The organism is Desulfatitalea tepidiphila (genome assembly GCF_001293685.1).
In the GTDB taxonomy this organism is placed as follows: Bacteria; Desulfobacterota; Desulfobacteria; order Desulfobacterales; family Desulfosarcinaceae; genus Desulfatitalea; species Desulfatitalea tepidiphila.
The window spans coordinates 82064-99743 of sequence record NZ_BCAG01000003.1; the positions used below are offsets into that span (position 1 = coordinate 82064).

The following is a 17680-nucleotide window of genomic DNA, read 5'->3' on the forward strand; positions in this document are numbered from 1 at the left end:
GTCGAGGGTCGTTGTGCCCGAACAGAATGCTTGCCGGTCGCTTCTGGTCCTGAAGCCCCGGTTCTTGGTTGTTTTGGCAGTTCTGGCGGTTTGCATGATGGTGGGGATTGGCGGTTGCCGTATGCCCGGGCAGTCGCGACCGACGCTGGAGGTCGGGCCGTCGCCCGTCGAGTTGAAAAAGTACGATGACGCCGTGGCCGTTTACCTGTCGGCCAAGTATGGTGAGGCGGCCCAGGCGTTTGACGCCATCCGGGAGCAGACCAACGATCCGGGCGTCGCACGAATGGCACTTTACGGGTTGGCTTGTTCTCGATTGATGACCGCAGATGATCCGCAAGCCTATCATGATGCGTTGGCCCTTTGGAATGCATGGGTGCAGTGTGCCAACACAGACGATGGGCCGTATCGCGAAAGTCCACGGTTGCTTGCACCCGTAATTCAAGATAAGATGCTTTTTTCGCACATGCCCCCGGTCGCGGCTGATGCGTCCGATGGTGAAGCGGGACAGATGGTCCCCCGCTGGCTGGTGGTAGAGGCCGACAGGGAACTTCAGAAAATGAAACAACGGTTGACCGATGAGCAGCAAAAATCATCCAACCGGGAGAAAAAGATAGAGTCGCTTGAAAAAGAGATAATGAGATTAAAGCAGCAGATCAAAGCCTTCGAAACGATTGACCAGAAGATTCAAAAGAAGAAAAACGCCATTCCATCAGCCGATTGACACGATCACCCTGCGACACTGGCGCTCATTCGTACCTTTGGATTCTAAAAGCACATACTATTAAACCCACTCGTTGGGGTTCAAGGATGGTTGATATGGCCAACCTGATACAAGATTCACATTCCAAGATTTTGATTGTCGACGATGACTTGAATGTCCTGCAGGTCTTGGAGGCCCGGTTGCAGGCGTCCGGGTTCCAGATTTTGAAGGCCGGAAACGGTCAGGATGCGTTACGTCTGTTAAAGGACCATAAGATCGATCTGATGATTTCGGATATGAAGATGCCGGGCATGAGCGGTATGGAGGTACTGGACAAGGCCCGAACGCTTCATCCGGGGCTGCCGATCATTTTTTTGACCGCATACGGCACGATTCCCGACGCCGTAAAGGCCGTCAAGGCCGGCGCCGTCGACTACCTGGCCAAACCCTTCGATGGCCGTGAATTGGTTTTCAAGCTGCGTAAGGTGTTGGATGAAAGTCCGGGTCTTGCTCCCGAGGGGGGCGATGAAGGCCTGGTCAGCGACATGCACGCCGCAGTCAGTGCAAAAATGAAAGCACTCTACCAGCTGGTGCAGAAGGTGGCCCTGAGCGACGTCAATGTGTTGATTCTTGGCGAAAGCGGTGCCGGAAAGGAGCGGATCGCGCGTTTGATCCACCATCTCAGTGCCAGAAACAAACAGCCGTTCGTGGTGGTCGATTGTGGCAGCACGCCGGCCGGGCTGCTTGAAAGCGAACTCTTCGGTCACGTACGTGGCGCATTTACCCATGCGGTCAGCGACAAGCGGGGACTCATCGACACCGCCGACAAGGGGACACTTTTTCTCGATGAGATCGGCAACATCTCCCCCGAGATGCAGGTTCGCCTGCTGCGTTTCCTGGAGGACCGGAAGATACGCCGTATCGGCGACCTGAAGGAGAATGCCGTGGACTGCCGTGTTCTTGCGGCCACCAATTCAGATCTGGTCGAGGACATCAAGCAGGGACGTTTTCGCGAGGACCTCTATTACCGCCTGCGCGTCGTGACGTTGCAAATCCCTCCGTTGCGCGAAAGAAAAGATGATATTCCCATTTTGGCAGATCATTTCGTGCAAAACTATGCCCGCCAAAACGGCATGCGGCCGGTCAGGCTGCCGCCGGAAACGCTCCAATATATGTGCACCTATCCCTGGCCCGGAAATGTACGCGAACTGAAAAATGCCATCGAAGCCGGCATTGTCCTGTGCCACGGCAATGTGTTGCGCCCCGAAGACATGCACCTGTCGGGTCTGCCGGCCATGTCCGTCTCTGAAACCCCGACCGACTCCTCTTTTTCCCTGGAAGATAACGAGCGCAATGCTATCGTCAGAGCTCTCAAACAAGCCGGCGGCATTCAAAAAGAGGCTGCCAAGCTGTTGGGCATCAGTCGGCGCGCCATTCATTATAAGATCAAGAAATACGAGATCGACTCGGCGGCCCTTCGGGCGCGTGGATAGCCTTGATCCGCGCTTTTTCCGTATTAGTGTAAGGGTCTTAAATCATCTGGGAACAACTGGCCGTTGCCTTAAAAATGCGCGGCCAAGGAGATTCTTGTCATGAAAGAAATTCTGATTGTTATCGTATTCATAGGCGCCTGGTACCTGCTACAGGCCTATATCCTGCCCAAGTTGGGGGTGTCGACCTGAGTGCGGGATGCATGTCAGTTGACACGCAAAGAGGCGCCCCCCAGCCAGGACCATCAAGCCGGTGAACCATCGTCTGCGGACACCGTGAGAGATCCAAAGCATTTGAAATAGATAGTGTCCCTCCACAAAGGGCCGATTTGCCCGATATCGGCGTTGCGCGAAGAATTTAATCCTCGGAATATCAACTATATGCCTGTGGTTAAATTTTTCGTGCGCCTTGATCTCGACCAAATTTGCCTATTTGTGGACGGACACTATATAGTATAAAGCGTCAACGGTTTTTGCCCGAGTTGGCCGTTCGCTGCTTCCAGATGTTCCCGACCGCCGATCACGGCAATACCCACCTGGGTGTTTCCTGGGGCGAGATACTTGGCTGCTACCGTGCGTACCGTCTTCAGCGAGACCGACATCAGGTTGGCCTTGTAGGATCGGCGATCTTCGTCGGTTAGCCCGACGATCCAGCGGAAAAACGCCTTGCGGGCACCGGGTCCAGGGGGATCGGGTTTGTCGATTTCCGAACAGACCTGTAGAATCGCCTCATGGATGTCGGCCTCCTGTATGGGTGCCGATTGCACAAAATCCACTGCGCCGGCATACACTTTCAATGTTTGGACGATGTGCGGGTCTCGGTAGGAGGCCATGCTGAACAGGCCGTTTTCCGGGTTAAAAACGGCAAACCCGCCATAAGCGCCGCCCTTTTCCCGGATTTCGCGATGAAGATAAAGAGAGCGCAGGATTTTGCTCAGGACCGACAGGTCGGGGGCGTCGGGATGGCGAAAATCCACGGCGGTTGTGGTTTGCGCCACAAACGCGACGGCCGTTGAGGTGCCCCATCCTTCGTACGGGCTTGGGGCATCGACCGCCAGATTCAACAGCGGAAATTTTGCATCCAAAGGGTCGCGCTTGAATCGGGACAGCACCGGGCTGTTGCCGGTGCGTCTGCGCGCGGCCGTCACCGACTCGTTTTCACCGATGGCCGCCATGATGACGTTGTCCGTTGAAAAAATCTGCCTGGAAATGTCCATCAATCGAGCGGACAACGCTTCCATCCCCCCCTCATCCGATGGTTCTCCGAAGGTGCGGATGGTCTTGAGTTGATCGATGCCGTGCCACATCTCGGAAAGCGCGCTCGCGGGTCCGAAGGTTTTGGATGAGAGGCTGATGGCCAATCGGTGCCCGTTCTGGACGATCATGGTTTCCAGTGCGGACCGGTATTCGCCGAGCAGTTGTTTCAATCGATTCAAATTTCCGAAATCCACCTCTCCGATCAATTCTTCGACAATGCCGTACATGGGATCGATATTGCGGCTCAGACACTTGGCCGACAGTTGCAAAAGCGGCAGGCAGCTTCCCGAATGACCATATAGAACGCGGGCTTGAGAGCTGAGCCCGACCCCGCCGGTGGCCGCGTCGATGCGACGCGCCATCTGGGCGTAGTCGTGGCGCCGTGTGCCGATTTTTGAAAAGGCATAGCAAAAGAAGGGCACCCACGGCAGCAGGTTCCTGGAGACAGGGGCCGCCCCGGCGGCGGCATTCAGGTAGCAGATCCCCGAGGTCGGCAGCGCATAGCTCCAAAGGGGCAGGCCAGATGCCGTTTCCGTGGGTGAAAAGGATTGAACTTCCGGCGGCACATCTTCCAAAGCGAGGGTGGGGAGGCAGGAGGCATCTTCCTGGGCTTCCTGGCGCTTTTGGAGTTCGATGGCATTCTGTCGAATTTGAGCCCGCTCGGCCGCGTCCAACCGGGCCAGTTTTTCAGCCAGCTCCTGCTGGACCCGCAGGTCTTCCTGCTGTGCCTGTTGTTGATCGGGCACCAGAGAGAGACGAACGCGGTGGGAATTGTCGATGAAATAGGTTCTGATGCGGTCTTCCAGAAATTTTCCGGCCGCGATCTCCCGGTGCAGGCGTTCGAAGTCGGCATCGAGCTGAAGAATGCGTTCCGGATCTCCACCGTGCAACCAGCTCCCGATCACCATGAGCATGAGCTTGATGCCGTAAGGATATGGGGTATTGGTCACTTCCTTGCGATGAAACTCGATCTGGTGGATGGCCGACGCGATGGATTCGGGATCGATCCCCTTGTCGGCCAGTTCTGTGAGGACGTCGAAGATGATTTTTTCGATGGCCTCTCCGGCCTCATCGGCCACATTTTTCAGGCCGCAGGCAAACAGGGTATCCTTATTGTCGGCATCGTAGCCGCTGCCATCGCTCAAAGCCGTACCCAGCCCCGAGTCCATCAACGCCTTGCGCAACGGCGAAGCCGCATTGCCCAGCAGGACCTGTTCGAGCACCGAAAGCACCAGCACCTCGAAGGTGTCGCAGATGTCGCTGGTCAACCAGGCCAGGCAGATCTGGCAGCGCTTGGCCGGATCCTCGCCGACGGCCAGCGGGTAGGTGTAGCGGGCCGTGCGCGCATCTTTCCAGCGGGGTTGGGCGGGGACATCCGTTTGCGGATCGATGCGTTCGAAGCGGCGCATGACTTTCTGCTCGATGAAGGCCAGGTGATCGGCCAGCGGCAGGCTGCCGTAGGTATAAAAATAGGCGTTGCTGGGGTGGTAATGGCGTTTGTGAAACGCCACCAGCTGCTCGTGTGTCAGCCGGGGAATGACGGCCGGATCGCCGCCCGAGTTGTTGCTGTAGGTGGTGTCCGGATAGAGCGCGTTGAGCAGGGATCGCCCCATGACCTGATCGGGAGAGGACATGGCGCCTTTCATTTCGTTGTAGACCACGCCCTTGTAGACGAGCTTTTCGCCGTTGCCTTCCGCGTCCCCATGGTCGAACTCCACCCGGTGGCCTTCCTGCTTGAAGCTCAAGGCGTCGAGATTGGGAAAGAAGGCCGCGTCAAGGTAGACATCCATGAGGTTGTAGAAATCCTTGCGGTTCTGGGTGGAGAAGGGATACATGGTCCAGTCCGAGGCCGTGAAGGCGTTCATGAAGGTGCTCAAGCTCCTTTTCAGCATGGAGAAGAAGGGATCGCGCACCGGGTATTTCTCCGACCCGCAAAGGACGGTATGTTCCAGAATATGGGCCACGCCGGTGGAATCGGTGGGGACCGTCTTGAACGTCACACCGAAGGTGTTTTCCATGTCGCCATTGCTCAGATGTACATGGCGGGCGCCCGTGGCCAGGTGTTCCAGCCGGTAGAGCACGGCATCGATCTCCCTGAGCTGAGTCATGCGCAAGATGCGATAACCATGGATGATCTGGCCGGTGGTCAGATCACGGTTGTTGGGATCTGTGATGTTGGCTTCGGAAGCTGGGGACATGGCACACCTTATTATGGTAAACGGGTTGAATGTCGAAGCAGGCGTCACGCCTGGGCATAGACACCCCGGCTGACCCGGCGGATCTTGCCGAGTTTGTGAAGTCTAAAGAGGATGTTACGCAGTTTTTTTTCGCCGTAGGCGGTTTGCCGTTTGATTTCGGCATAGTCGACGCCATCCGGATATCGCTTGATCACTTCCAGGACCAGATCGGATGCCGTGGCAACGGCTTGACTGCCGGCGGATTTGCTGTCGCCGTTACGGCGTCCCTTTTCGGCATTCAATGTGGCAATCGAACGTTCGATGCGATCCAGGCGAACCATCAAGGCTTCCACATCCCTTTTGGTAGGGATGTTGTACGTGCTCATGAAGAATTTGACCATGGCATCGAAGCTGACCGATTTTCCTTTCTTTTTGGCCATCGTTCACTCCGCGATATGTGTCGTGTTGCATGTCATGATAAGTTTTTGTAACTATTGGCGATGTGCTTGAATAGCTAATGAATCGGGGACCAAAAGTCAAGGAAAAGGCAAGATTGAATTCCCCCTGACCGTGTGTTAGAGCTGCCGGTCTGCAAAGAAAGGAAGGGTGGCGCCATGACATCGCCCCAAACGATTCTGAAAGCATGGAACCTGCGCGCCCGCAAGGAACTGGGCCAAAATTTTCTCAGAGAACCGACCCTGGCCGAGAATATCGTCAACCTGGCCGCCATCGGATGTCAGGACCTTGTTCTGGAAATCGGTGCCGGGCTGGGCGCCATGACCATACCGGCTGCGCGTCGGGCCCGGCGCGTCATCGCCGTGGAGAAGGATCGCCTGCTGGTCCCTCTGTTGCAGGCCGAATTGCTGGCCCAGGGTCTGCAACACGTCCAGGTCATGGAGGCAAACATCCTCGCCCTGGATTTGAACCGCCTGGCAGAGCAGGAGGGCCAGGCCTTCGTCGTCATCGGCAATCTGCCGTACAACATCTCTTCGCAAGTGATGGTGAAACTGATCACAGAGCGCCGTTCGGTGCGCCGGGCCGTGCTGATGTTTCAGAAGGAGCTGGCCGATCGGCTCTGTGCCGCTCCCGGCAACCGGACTTACGGCCGTCTTTCGGTTCTTTTGCAGTATTGTGCCGAAATGAAGGTGCTGCGGGAAATCAAGGCGGAGATGTTTTACCCCAAACCCAAAGTGGGATCCACGGTGCTGCAGATCGATTTCAAGGCGCGTATCGAGCCCCAGGTGAGCGATGAAGCCTTGATGATCCGCGTGGTCCAGGCCGCTTTCGGCCAGCGTCGCAAAACGCTTCGCAATGCGCTGGCCGGCGGGCTGCTGCCCCTGGGCGGTGACGGTGCCGCGGCGGTCCTGGAAGCGGCCGCCATCGATCCCCAACGGCGGGCGGAGACCCTCAGCGTGGCCGATTTCGTCCGCCTGACCGATGCGGTGGGCCGATACCTGGTCCGGCCCGACCGGCAAGCTTGAAACAGTTTTCCTACATCTGTTCGGCGACGGACACCGTGCGGTCGCCGAGCATGTTCACATAACTGCCCATTTCATTGTCGTACCACCCATAGATCACGGCCTGGGTCACCTGGGGCCGAACGATCGTGCTTTCCATGGCCGAAAGCAGGGTCGACGGGATACCGGGCACCTTCCTCAGGTCGATGGTCAGTTCGGCGGTACGGGTATGGGTTTCGTGTGCCTCGATGATTGCGGCCGCCCGCGGAGTGCCGATGATATCCACCGAAACGTTCTGCTCCTCGGTGTAGTAGAGATAGGCGTTGGGATCTTCCGAAGCGGCCCGGGCATAGACGGCATTGATGGCTTCCCGCGTGACGCTTCGGCTGTCGGGCTCTTCCTGGATGCTCAGCACGAGGATAATCAACGATCCCGAGCTGGTCGGCACGCGCACGGATTCCGCGATAAACCCGATGCCCTTCATTTCAGGGATCACCAGGCCCAGGGCGGCGGCCGCGCCGGTGGTGGTCAGAATGATGTTGTTCATGATGCTGCGATTTTTGCGCAGGTCGGTCTTGCCTGCTTTGGGCAGGCGATCGAGCACTTCCTGAGAGCCGGTGGCGGCATGAATCGTGGCCATGGAAGCCGACAATATCCTCTGGGCGCCGAAGGCATCCAGCAAGGGTTTGAACATGTGGGCCAGGCAGGTCGTGGTGCACGAGGCATTGGATATCAACCGATGGCGCCTGGGATCATAGTCATTGCCGTTGACGCCCATGACGGTGGTGATCGCATCTTCGGGCATGGGAGTCGCTTTGGCTTTGATTTTAAACGGCGCGGATGCAATGACCTTTTGGGCGCCGGCGGCCAGATGGCCCCGCAACGAGCCCTTGGCGCTGTCGGGAGGCAACGTCGGGTCGAGAAACTGTCCGGTCGTGTCGACCACCAGGCGGATATGATGGCTTTGCCAATCGATGGCCCCGGGGTTGCGGACGTCCCGCAAAAAACGAACCTTGACGCCGTCCACCCGCATGCTGCCTTCGCTTTCGTTGAGCTCTTCCACGACCGGCTTGGCGTTGTAGCCATGCAGGTAGGCATGCAGGGCGCCATAAGTGGAGTCCCGTTCGAGGTAGTGGGCGATGTCCGCCAGGCCGGTGCCGGCTTGTCGTCCGATGTTGACCACGATCTCATTGAAGTACTTGCGCCCGATATGGTGCCACAAGCTCAGTTTGCCGATCCGGCCGAAGCCGTTGATACCGAGTCCCCCGATCCTGCTGTAACCCTCTTGTTCTTTCATTTTTTCCCCCTTGGCGTGGTTGGACGGAGATAAAGGCCACCCCTGCGACGTCTGTTCATCAAAATACCTGCCTGAGGCAAAATTTTCCGCATGCCTTGATCTCGACCCAATTTGTCCGTTTCCGGATGGGCACCTTTAAAACGGATTCAGGCCTCCTTGATTTTCAAACAGCCGCGGTAAACCGATCCCTCGCGGCCATCGATGCTGATGTAGTCTCCTGATGACAACTCGTGGTTCGTGAAGCGGACCAACCGTTTTCGCTCGTCGCAAAGCATGCCGCCGCAGCCGACCACGCATGTCTTTCCGAGGCGGTGGGCCACGACCGCGGCATGGGAGGTCACCCCACCACGGGCCGTGAGAACCCCATCGGCGGCAAAGATCTCCTTGATGTCATCCGGCACCGTATCACCGCGTACCAGGATCAACGCGGTTTGGGGCTCCTTGGCCCGCCAGTATTCGACCTCGTCCAAACCGAAGACGAGGCGGCCGCTCATGGCGCCGGCGCTGACACCGATGCCATGGCCCAGGTAGAGGTCGGTTTCCTTGCCTTGCAGATCAAAAGCCAGTACGCGCTTGCGTTCTCGAATGGCCATGTCGCGTGTCTGAAGCAGGTAAAGGTCACGGGTGTCCTGGCTTTCGAAGGTAAATTCCATCTCCTGGGGACTCCACCCTCTTTTAAAGATCAGCTCCTGGGCCCAGCTCAGCATGGTCTGATAGATTTCGGGAAAGTGCGTCTCCAGGGTGATATCGGTCTCGCGCAGCTCGGCCTCCTGCTGCTTGATCGAAATGGGCAGTGTCTTGACCAATCCGGCCACCACGTCCTCACCCTGGTTTTCAACGGTAAAGTCACCCCACAGGCTCAGCCGTTCGCTGGACCAACGGGGGTTGTGGGTAAAGATCACGCCTGAGCCGGAGCGCTGGGAGACGTTGCCGAAGACCATGGCCTGGACCGTGATGGCCGTCCCCCAATCGTCGGATATCCCCATGATCTGCCGGTACGTCTTGGCCTTTTCCGACTCCCAGGAGTCCATCACGGAGCGGATGGTCAAATGCAACTGTTCCATGGGGTCGTCAGGAACCGTATAGCCTTCGTCCAAAATGCGCCGCTTGTAATTCAGCGCCACCTGTTTCATGTGTTCCCCGCTGAATTCCTTCTTCAAGGGGATCCCCAAATGTTTTTTATGGTCACTGATGATGGCGTCGAAGTCGTCGCGTTGCAGTCCGACCCCCATACCGTAGCACTGAAGGAAGCGTCGGTAGTTGTCCCAGGCGAACCAGGGATTTTGGCTTTTGACGGCCAGTCCCTCGGCGATCTCTTCGTTCATGCCCACATTCAGGAAGGTATCCATCATGCCGGGCTGTGAAATGGACGAGCCGCTGCGCACTGAAATCAGTAGGGGGTTTCGCGGATATCCAAAGCGTTTACCGGTGATTTTTTCCAGATCATGAATGTGTTGCGTTACCTGGTCATGGAAATTGTCTTTGGCCGGTGGGAAGGTTTCGATGATTTCCCGGCAGCGAAATACTTCGGTGGTGATGATGAACCCTGGCGGCACCGGCAGGCGGAAATTGAGCAGTTTAACGAGGTTGTAGCCTTTGTTGCCCAGGTTGATAATATCCGTGGCCAGGCGATTGGGAGCCGATAAAGAGGTAATGGCCCGTTCCGGGTCGTAGTTGAGCAGCAGGCGCAATTTTTCTTTGGGCAGTTTGTTGGATTGATGAAACAAAGTGTTCAGGATGCGACTGAGAAAAAGATCGAGCTGCTGCAAGCCCAATGATGTGGCCAGGCGATCGCGGAAGAAGATTTCCGATGTGCGGTGACACACGTTTTCCAGATCCACTTCCCCGGAAAAGCCGATGGGTTTGAATTTCTCCAACAAGCAGGTCTGGGGCATCGAATCCAGGATCTGGGTCAGATGCTCCCCGTGGATATTGTTGAAGTAGTCATTGATCACGTTTTTGACCGCCTGGGCGAACCCCTTGAAGATATCCAGGTACTGGGTGAAGCTGAACCCGCGGATCTCCAGGGAGTGGCTGAGCAGGTCCAATTCGCGCTCCAACTCGGCGGATGCAATCCCATCGATTTTCAGCGCCCGGTCGAACAGTTTCAACCGTTTGTAGATCTGATGGCACGTGGATTTAGTGATGAAGCTCAAATCAATGGTGTTGACCAACTCCTCGAACAGCGCGTTGACCAGGGCCTCGATGCGCAGGGTCAACCCCATGGCGTCGAATTTCAGTTCGCGATAACTACCGTACATGGAGGGAATGTCTACGGTAAAGTGACGCTTCTTGTAAATGTCTTCTCGAGCCTCGTAGGTTTCGGCCATCAGGATGATGGAGCGCAGGACCATGAGGTAGTCGAGCAGGCCTGAGATGCGGTCGTTGAGACCAGGCTCATCCAACGCTTTTTTGAGCATGTCCAGGCGGGGAAAAGATTCCTGGGGCATTTGATTGACGAGGCTCTTGAGGCTTTTGAAATCCAGGTTGTACTTGTTGTTCAACTGCTTGTAGAATTCAGCGAGGAGCAGGATGCGCTCGCGATCGGTGTCCGTCACCTTGTCGACCTTACCCACGATCGTTTTGAGCTCCGATGCCCGCTTGAGCAGAAGTTGGCTGTCGATCTGCAGGCCCGATTGGGCAAGATAGCTCAAGATGCGGTGAACGCCCCGGATGTGAGGACCGTTGGTGTCGATCTGGGCATAAATATCGGGTGGCAGGAACGGTCCCAGCGCTGTCTTATCGCGGGTCGTCCAGAAATGAAGCACCGCCTCCATGAGGTTGAGCACGCGGTTGCTGCTTTCCACATGGCTTTGCTTGCGCAGGAAGTGGATCAGGGGATCCCGCCGATGGCAAATCTCGTCGATGCGGGTGGAGATGTCGCGCAACTCGCCTTCGGCGCCGATGTCGTTGAAGTAGACTGGAAATAGGCGGGCCAGTTGCTTGGTCAGGTTGTAGATCGGTCCGATATCGCTGTTGAGCAGACGGGTGATATCGCGGCCGAACAGATCCGTATCGCGAATGAAGACGCCGCTGACGGCCAGGTGAATGATCAGATTGCTCATCAGGCGGGTCGCCTTCTTGGGTTGCAATTCGATCAGCTCCAGCCAGGTGCGAATGTTTTCCAGGTGGGCATTGTTCACCTGGATCTGCCAGTCGTTGCCGACGCCCTTGATCTGGGGAGCCTGGAATCCGAGATCGATCACCCCATCGATAAACATGGCGATCAGCTCGTCATCGTCGGTCCGGAAGATGGCTTTGCCCATGTTGAGCACGCAGCTCAATGCCGTGGTCGGGTAACTTTGCGAGCTGATCTTGAGAATGGAGAAGGTCTTGCGGATCAGGCTGTCGGTGTAGTGGCTACTCTGGGTGCTGATCAATTGGTCGAGGGTGCGGTTGATATCGCGCAGGGTGTCTTCATGGAGCAGCGCCAGCCCCTCGATGTTCATGCTGTGAAATAGAAACAACACCTTCCATTGGTTGCCGTATGCCGCGCCGCCCGCCTCAAGCAGTTGCTGTGGAATCTTGCGGTAGGTCTTCAAAATATCGTTGAAATCATCGAGCCGGCACAGGTCCCGGAGAACTTCGGGCGAGGCCAGGTCCCGGGTGTCGGCGATTTGGATGGCTTTTCCCCGCTGCGCTGCGAGGGTTTCGTGTCGAACCGGGTGAAAAATCTCGAGCAGGCGATTCATGCACGGCAGGTCCGTTCCGATTTCGGCCACGAACCACTGCATCGGTCCCTTTTGAGCCAGCCAGTAGTCGTAACTGGCCATCAAACAGCGCAAGATCAACCGGCCGGTCGCCGCCGCCATTTGCCTTTCGGTTTTGGGCGCATCGACCGTGAAGCTTTCGGCCAGCCGCTTGAGCGGGAAATAGCTTCGCACGAAAAGATGAAACAGGTCGTCCGGAAGATTCTCGATTTTTTCAAAATAAGCCTGCACCAGGGGTTCGAAACGCTTCCATTCGCCCTCCGCGGATTTGATGATCCTTTGGAGAAAAAGCAGGAGATTGTCAGCGGCATCCACTTTAACGGCCTGGGTAGTTGAATTTGTCAAACCATCCAGAAAAATCTCCAGCAGCCGCTCGGCCGCCTCGACCCCCATGGGGTGCATGCGCATCAAATGGAAGTAATCCAAAGCGTAACCACGTGCGCCGCCGACGATATATTGCCAGTTCTTATAAGGATGGGATACTTCTTTGAGAAACGTGTTCAACCCTTTGAGTAGACCGTAATAATCCGCCATGACGGCTTGCAGGCTGGCATACTTCGGATCGATGGCCACATCCACCTGGGTGCGGGCCAGATTAACTTCCAGTGCTCTGGATTTGATCATCCTTGCCTCCGATGGTTCGGGCTAAGGGCTTGGCGCGTGTCGTTTGGGCCCACGGAAAAGAGATTAAATCTTATCAGAGCCATGGCCTGTTTTCAAGGCGGGATCGAAGAGGTCAGGGACCCTTACTGAATGCTATTCATTAACCCGGCGAGGATAGAGCAGGTGGCCCTGTCCACCTGCTCTATCCTCGCCTGTCATAACTGCTGCCATCCGATTAGAATTGCTGCAAAGCGATAAGATCAAGGGTGGCAGGATCAAATCCGGTTTTGTCTGCATGGATTCGGGTCTACCGTCTACCGACTGGGTGGCGCCTCCTACTGGTCCGTAACGATGAGGTTTTTGAGTTCGTTGGCGTCATCGGGATCGACGGGGAAATGTTGGCTGAGAATGGCACCTATTGTATCGACAGCCTCGCAGATAGCGACCGCCGCTCGTTGATTGCGAATGCCGGCGATCACCCGATCCACAATGGCATCCCACTGGCCGGCCGGCACCCGGGTGTGGATCCCGTGATCGGCCAACACCCAGACCTTGTGCTCGAAAACCGAAATAAAAAGCAGGATGCCGTTAGCATTTTTGGTGCGATACAGACCGTGCTTGAAAAAGCTGGTGATGGCCGCTTCTTCGACCTCCTCCTCGATCTCCCTTTTCGAGACAAAAGCGCGCTTCAGCGGTGTACTATGGTCGACGATAATATAGGCGCCCGTAAAGGCGAGCCCGAACAGGCCCAAAAAGAGCCACATGTTATAGGGGCCGATCCAGAGCCATCCGCCGATCAGCGGGGTGAGTATCAGGGCCAGAGGCAACGCGAGGACCGCTGCGCCGATCACGTTGGCCATGGGGTAGCGATAACTCGCCGATTCGACCAGGCAAACGATTTCGCCCGAGGTCTTGGCTTCGGCCGCTTTTACCGCGGCATCGATCTTGATTTTCTCCTCATCGGTCAAAAACCGTTTGGCAAGATTTGTCATGCCCGACTCCGTACCCGTTCAGAAACACCCGTCCCTATCTACCATCCGCCCGAAGCGCCGCCGCCGCCGAAGCCGCCGCCGCCGCCGGAAAAACCACCGAAGCCGCCGCCTCCCGAAAAACCGCCAAAGCCGCCGCCGCCCCAATGGGTGCCGCGACGCGAGGAGGGAAGGGTGTGGCCAAAGGATAGCGGCGCTCCGAAGGTACCGAGTAAAAATCCACCCAACACACCGATGGGAATCAATGCCAGGATGGCCAACGCGCCTGCGCCGAACAATAAGGCGCCGGCGATGGGTGCCAGCACGCCACCCAAGCCTGCGCCGACCCAACGATTCACCCGTCCCAAAACATTCAGCAACATGAACAGGACGATCAACCCCACCAGGCCCGATGAGCCCGGCCCGTTTTTCTCGGGCCGGCGCTCCGAAGCCGGTGCCTCGTATTCCCCCTTGACCGTGCCCACCATGGCCGATACGCCGTCCATGATCCCCTGATCGAAACGGCCCATTTTGAATTGCGGGGCGATCACATTGCGAATGATGCGGCCCACCATCAGATCCGTCAGCCGTCCCTCCAGGCCGTAGCCCACCTCGATGCGGATTTTACGGTCGTTTTTGGAGATCAATAAAATGGCGCCGTTGTCATTGGCCTTTTGCCCGATGCCCCATTTTTCGGCCACGCGGATGGAAAAGTCCTCAAGCGCATCGCCCTGCAACTCCGGAATCGTCAGCACCACGATCTGGGTGCCGTCGGAACGCTCCAAATCGGCCAGCATGGCTTCCAACTGCTGTTGCGTGGCGCTGCCGATCATGTTGGCGTAGTCGTTCACCCGGCCTTGAAGCCGGGGTACCTCCAGCGCCCATAATTGCTGGACACCGATAAACAATGCGGCCAGGGCGGTCAACACCGCCATGACGATCAGTATCCGCTGACCGATACGCGCCGGTTCGATGCCGTCTCTGCTTTGCTGCATGAAATGACCAAATCCTTGTGCGTTGGCTAGAATTTTACCGTGGGCGCCTTTTCGGCCCCGCCCTCGGCTTTGAAATACTCCTTGCGCTCCAGGTGCAGCAGCAAGCTGTTGGTCAGGCTGTAGGGCAGTTTTCGCACCATGGTATTAAAGGCCTGCACCGCGTCGTTGTAGCGCTGACGGGCCACGTTAATCCGGTTTTCGGTACCTTCCAGTTGATTTTGCAGATCGATGAAATTCTGATTGGCCTTCAGGTCCGGGTAGCGTTCCACCACCACCATCAGGCGCGACAAGGCCGACGACAATCCCCCCTGGGCCTGCAGCATCTCCTGCATGGCCTGGGCATTACTCAGATCCTTGGGAGCCAGTTGCACGCTGGTTGCCTTGGCCCGCGCCTCGACCACAGCCTCCAGGGTTTCCCGTTCATGAGCCGCGTAGCCTTTGACCGTCTCCACGAGGTTCGGAATCAGATCGGCCCGACGCTGCAGATTGGCTTCCACATTGCCCCACGCCTTGAACACCTCCTCTTCGGTCGCCTGAAGCGAGTTGTAGCCGCAACCCGCCGCCCCGAATGCCACCACAATCGCCAAAAATAGCCTCATGTAACGGTTTCTCATAGGTTCCTCCGCATGATGTGGACTTCGTCAAGAACGTCAATATGTCGCATATAGCTGAATTTCAGTCAAAAAACAATGGAGGTGCCAATATTGTCCCGCAAAGCCGCTCGATCGATCATCCGAATGTCGGTCCTTGCTGCACCTGAAGATGGAAAGGTCGCCTCTTAGATATTTTTCTTGCACTGCCACTGCCTTTTTGATAACAAGATGCACTTTCTTATGGTGGGTGTAGCTCAGTTGGTAGAGCACTTGGTTGTGGCCCAAGTGGTCGTGGGTTCAAGTCCCATCACTCACCCCATCTGAAAAAATGGACCATTGCCGCATCCCGCCGCAATGGTCTTATCGTTTGCGCGCCCGTAGCTCAGCTGGATAGAGCACCGGACTTCGAATCCGTAGGTCGCCCGTTCGAATCGGGCCGGGCGTGCCATTAATATCAAGGGGTTACGGCTTCAGCTGTTTCCCCTTTTTTTATCCGTGTGTGAATCCGTGTGTGAAAAAGTTTTGAATCCATCATCCAGGATGTCCATTGCATGACGTTCGCCCTCGCCAACGGAGTGTAAATAGATCTCGGTTGTTGCACGATTTTCGTGGCCAAGAATGCGCTGAATCGATCCGATCGGGACTTTGGCAGAGTCAAGCATCGAAGCGCCATAATGACGTAATGCATGGTAACGGAAATACTTCACGTCCGCTTTTTCGCAGAGCGTATTCATGATTTTCTTCCGCTCCGCATACGGCCCTTCTATCCAACAGTCATTTTTCCGACTCCAGTAGCGATGCCAAAAGACCCAAGGTTTTTCCGCATCCCGATTTTCAAACCGCCTGACCAGCACTTCAAAAAGCTTGCCGGTCATCGGAACGCTTCGGGGTGTTAAATGCCCGCCCTTTTTCTTCCTTGTATAAAGGGTCACACAGCGGGCGTCAAAATTGACGTCTTGCCATGTCAGGCGGTTTACCTCACCCATGCGCCCCATGGTTAGAGCAATGGTCCAAAGGTAATCCTGGGTGTCCGGATCAGCTGCCAGGATGACCCTGAGCACATCTTTCTTGGGCGGGACATATTTTATCCGTTTCTCCACTGGGAAAAACTCGATACCACGGGTCGGGTTGAAATCCATCCAGTCCCTCGTCGGATGCATCGCAAAATTGAACACGGCGCGAATGTAGCGTAGCTCCTTATTTGCCGTGTATCCTGACGTCTGCCTGAATCGTTTTAGCAGGTAGTTCTGGATCATCGTCGGGGTAATTTCACGGCATTTCCGTTTTCCCCATTCCTTGACCCATCGCTTGGCCAGATAAAGATGGTCAGTGTAATGCCGTTCGGAGTTATACGCCTTCACATAATCCAGACGACTATTGACCAGATCCAAGAATGCCATGTCGATTGGCGTCTCTGGTGCCTCGATCACTGGCACCGGGTTTTTTAGCTCCTCCTTTTTCAATGTGGCCGCCTTCACGGCGTCCTGTTTCCGCTTGAACCAGCCCCTTGTGTGCCTGGTCCCGTTCAGGGTGAAGTCGTATCTCCACCCCTTTGCCTTTACCGAATAAACGCTCATAGAGGTCCTCCTTTCTGGGGAAGAGCAGAGAACCTCCGAGTTTCCTGCCGCCCAACGCCTGCCAGTGCTTATAGACCCAACTGGGGCTTTTGCGCAGGTATAGGGCGACCTCCTCGGGTGTCAAAATATCGTGACCGCCGGGATTGTCAATGGAATCTGTCATGATGACCTCTGTCCTTCCCGGGTCCAGAGGTAACATCTTTTAAATTCGGTCAGTTATGACCTGTAACTAAATCGGTGATGCGGGTAATTGGGGTGGGTTGGCCGGTGCACTGTGGCGGTGGCCTTAACATGATCGGGGTTCGGGACCCTGTGTCTGATTGATGTCGCTTGGCGCTGCAACTGCGCCCTTTACTTCTTGCGCGTAATAATACTACCGCTATGATAAGCTGTCAAGCACCTGCTGGCCCTGACGGGGCGCCCGCGCCTTAGTATACTGATGGCGCATACTGTCTAAGTTTGACGCGATCATGGACACTGTCATGAACACTGAGCTTAGCGACTATCATGTATTGACAGCTGAAATGGAGGATTTGCCGAAAAATGAAGTCGCGTCTGAAGTTTTGCCATCGACCAAGGATGTGGGGCATACGTAGATTAGCTATTTGTCGGGAGGCCCTGAAGTGGGCAGTTGAATGTAGGACGTATGAGAGGAGATTGGCTATGCTGTTAGCTGCATTTGAAATAGAGGACATTTCTCGACGTTCGCCTTTGATGTCGTGAGGATTTGTATCGATGCTTGTCCAGGACAAGATTTTTGATGTTTATGGATATTTATCTTGCTGAAATTTTTTTTGAAATTATGAGAATAATTGCTTAGACGACTGCCTCAGCGATCCTTGCAAAGGACGCCCCG

The 17680-nt window shown here is 56.0% G+C and carries 11 protein-coding genes and 2 tRNA genes; 5 read left to right on the forward strand and 8 right to left on the reverse strand.

Translation table 11 applies throughout. The annotated features are described in order from the left end of the window. Positions 1-94 precede the first annotated feature (94 nt). Both DFT_RS05035 and DFT_RS05040 read left to right on the forward strand, forming a co-directional pair. Positions 95-721, forward strand: a complete 627-nt coding sequence (locus DFT_RS05035) for a hypothetical protein (RefSeq protein WP_152971869.1) — start codon at positions 95-97, stop codon at positions 719-721. Positions 722-816: 95 nt separating this feature from the next. Continuing rightward, complete coding sequence (locus DFT_RS05040; RefSeq protein ID WP_054030162.1) at positions 817-2193, forward strand: sigma-54-dependent transcriptional regulator; 1377 nt, start codon at positions 817-819, stop codon at positions 2191-2193. A gap of 443 nt (positions 2194-2636) precedes the next feature. Here DFT_RS05040 and DFT_RS05045 read toward each other — a convergent pair whose 3' ends face one another. Beyond that, positions 2637-5645: an insulinase family protein gene (locus tag DFT_RS05045; protein ID WP_054030163.1), complete on the reverse strand. Its 3009-nt coding sequence runs from the start codon at positions 5643-5645 to the stop codon at positions 2637-2639. A 44-nt stretch (positions 5646-5689) separates the two neighbouring features. Next, entirely contained in the window at positions 5690-6064 is a 375-nt protein-coding gene (locus tag DFT_RS05050; RefSeq protein WP_054030164.1) for a hypothetical protein, read from the reverse strand. Positions 6065-6238: 174 nt separating this feature from the next. Here DFT_RS05050 and rsmA point away from each other — a divergent pair, with 174 nt between their 5' ends. Then, positions 6239-7105 (forward strand): 16S rRNA (adenine(1518)-N(6)/adenine(1519)-N(6))-dimethyltransferase RsmA, encoded by an 867-nt coding sequence (gene rsmA, locus DFT_RS05055; RefSeq protein WP_054030165.1) that lies wholly within the window; start codon positions 6239-6241, stop codon positions 7103-7105. 10 nt (positions 7106-7115) lie between these two features. On the opposite strand, the gene DFT_RS05060 is transcribed toward rsmA, so the two are convergent. From DFT_RS05060 to DFT_RS05080, 5 genes are all read right to left on the reverse strand, one after another. Then, complete coding sequence (locus tag DFT_RS05060) at positions 7116-8378, reverse strand: type I glyceraldehyde-3-phosphate dehydrogenase (protein ID WP_054030166.1); 1263 nt, start codon at positions 8376-8378, stop codon at positions 7116-7118. 146 nt (positions 8379-8524) lie between these two features. Then, complete coding sequence (locus DFT_RS05065) at positions 8525-12712, reverse strand: PEP/pyruvate-binding domain-containing protein (RefSeq protein ID WP_054030167.1); 4188 nt, start codon at positions 12710-12712, stop codon at positions 8525-8527. A 314-nt stretch (positions 12713-13026) separates the two neighbouring features. Next, on the reverse strand, positions 13027-13683 hold the full coding sequence (locus DFT_RS05070; RefSeq protein WP_054030168.1) for a TPM domain-containing protein: 657 nt from the start codon (positions 13681-13683) through the stop codon (positions 13027-13029). 38 nt (positions 13684-13721) lie between these two features. Then, entirely contained in the window at positions 13722-14654 is a 933-nt protein-coding gene (locus tag DFT_RS05075; protein ID WP_054030169.1) for a TPM domain-containing protein, read from the reverse strand. A gap of 26 nt (positions 14655-14680) precedes the next feature. Beyond that, the gene (locus DFT_RS05080) at positions 14681-15268 is read right to left on the reverse strand and encodes a LemA family protein (protein WP_054030170.1); all 588 of its coding nucleotides are present in this window, start codon (positions 15266-15268) and stop codon (positions 14681-14683) included. 222 nt (positions 15269-15490) lie between these two features. Here DFT_RS05080 and DFT_RS05085 point away from each other — a divergent pair. Both DFT_RS05085 and DFT_RS05090 read left to right on the forward strand, forming a co-directional pair. Beyond that, positions 15491-15566, forward strand: a tRNA-His gene (locus DFT_RS05085). Positions 15567-15618: 52 nt separating this feature from the next. After that, positions 15619-15695, forward strand: a tRNA-Arg gene (locus DFT_RS05090). A 22-nt stretch (positions 15696-15717) separates the two neighbouring features. On the opposite strand, the gene DFT_RS24830 is transcribed toward DFT_RS05090, so the two are convergent. Beyond that, entirely contained in the window at positions 15718-16824 is a 1107-nt protein-coding gene (locus DFT_RS24830; protein WP_076750397.1) for a tyrosine-type recombinase/integrase, read from the reverse strand. Positions 16825-17680: the final 856 nt, after the last annotated feature.

Coding starts and splice junctions, on each gene's coding strand:
- DFT_RS05035 (WP_152971869.1), top strand. CDS start 95: ATGATGGTGGGGATTGGCGGTTGCCGTATGCCCGGGCAGTCGCGACCG.
- DFT_RS05040 (WP_054030162.1), top strand. CDS start 817: ATGGCCAACCTGATACAAGATTCACATTCCAAGATTTTGATTGTCGAC.
- DFT_RS05045 (WP_054030163.1), bottom strand. CDS start 5,645: ATGTCCCCAGCTTCCGAAGCCAACATCACAGATCCCAACAACCGTGAT.
- DFT_RS05050 (WP_054030164.1), bottom strand. CDS start 6,064: ATGGCCAAAAAGAAAGGAAAATCGGTCAGCTTCGATGCCATGGTCAAA.
- rsmA (WP_054030165.1), top strand. CDS start 6,239: ATGACATCGCCCCAAACGATTCTGAAAGCATGGAACCTGCGCGCCCGC.
- DFT_RS05060 (WP_054030166.1), bottom strand. CDS start 8,378: ATGAAAGAACAAGAGGGTTACAGCAGGATCGGGGGACTCGGTATCAAC.
- DFT_RS05065 (WP_054030167.1), bottom strand. CDS start 12,712: ATGATCAAATCCAGAGCACTGGAAGTTAATCTGGCCCGCACCCAGGTG.
- DFT_RS05070 (WP_054030168.1), bottom strand. CDS start 13,683: ATGACAAATCTTGCCAAACGGTTTTTGACCGATGAGGAGAAAATCAAG.
- DFT_RS05075 (WP_054030169.1), bottom strand. CDS start 14,654: ATGCAGCAAAGCAGAGACGGCATCGAACCGGCGCGTATCGGTCAGCGG.
- DFT_RS05080 (WP_054030170.1), bottom strand. CDS start 15,268: ATGAGAAACCGTTACATGAGGCTATTTTTGGCGATTGTGGTGGCATTC.
- DFT_RS24830 (WP_076750397.1), bottom strand. CDS start 16,824: ATGAGCGTTTATTCGGTAAAGGCAAAGGGGTGGAGATACGACTTCACC.